The 559-nt window shown below is 35.1% G+C and carries 1 protein-coding gene; it reads right to left on the reverse strand.

The genetic code is table 11. The annotated features are described in order from the left end of the window. Positions 1–509 (reverse strand): SMI1/KNR4 family protein (locus MCO_RS05000; RefSeq protein WP_007553018.1); only part of this gene is annotated, 509 nt, incomplete at its 3' end. Positions 510–559 lie beyond the last annotated feature (50 nt).

Here is a 559-nt window from a genome sequence, read left to right on the forward strand (position 1 = left end):
GCTCTTTCAGTCTTTTCAATCGGTTGGTCACCTTCAGGTATCTCTTCTCCCACGCTTTCTTTAATTCTTTTGCAAAGGAATTCATAAAAATTACTTGCATAATACTGAGGATCGCTAGGTGGAAATCTAAGATAGAGTGGGCATTCACCATCCTGAAACTGAGTATAATCAAAGTAAAAGGTTTCACCAAAATCAGTTCTACTCACAACAAGCTGCTGTGGTTTTGCTAAACCATTTTCTATATCTGTTAAGTGATAATAAACAATATCACCAGCAGGAGTATACTTAAAGTCGATACCATAAAGGCTAAAAATTTCCTCACAACCAATTTCGCCTCCTCCATAATTTTTCAAAAAACTCTTGTAGGAAGATGTAAATTGCAAACCAAGAGTTTCTTCAGCTTTTTCAATCAGTACATCATTGACTTCATTGTCCTCAGTACCGAAATTGATACGATCACTATATTTATCAACTAATTGTGCAACATCATCTAAGGTATAGGTTTTCATAGATGATCCTCAAAATTTGCGTTATAAACGCTCCATATTTTCCCTATCAA

This window comes from Bartonella sp. DB5-6, from assembly GCF_000278115.1.
GTDB lineage: Bacteria > Pseudomonadota > Alphaproteobacteria > Rhizobiales > Rhizobiaceae > Bartonella > Bartonella refiksaydamii.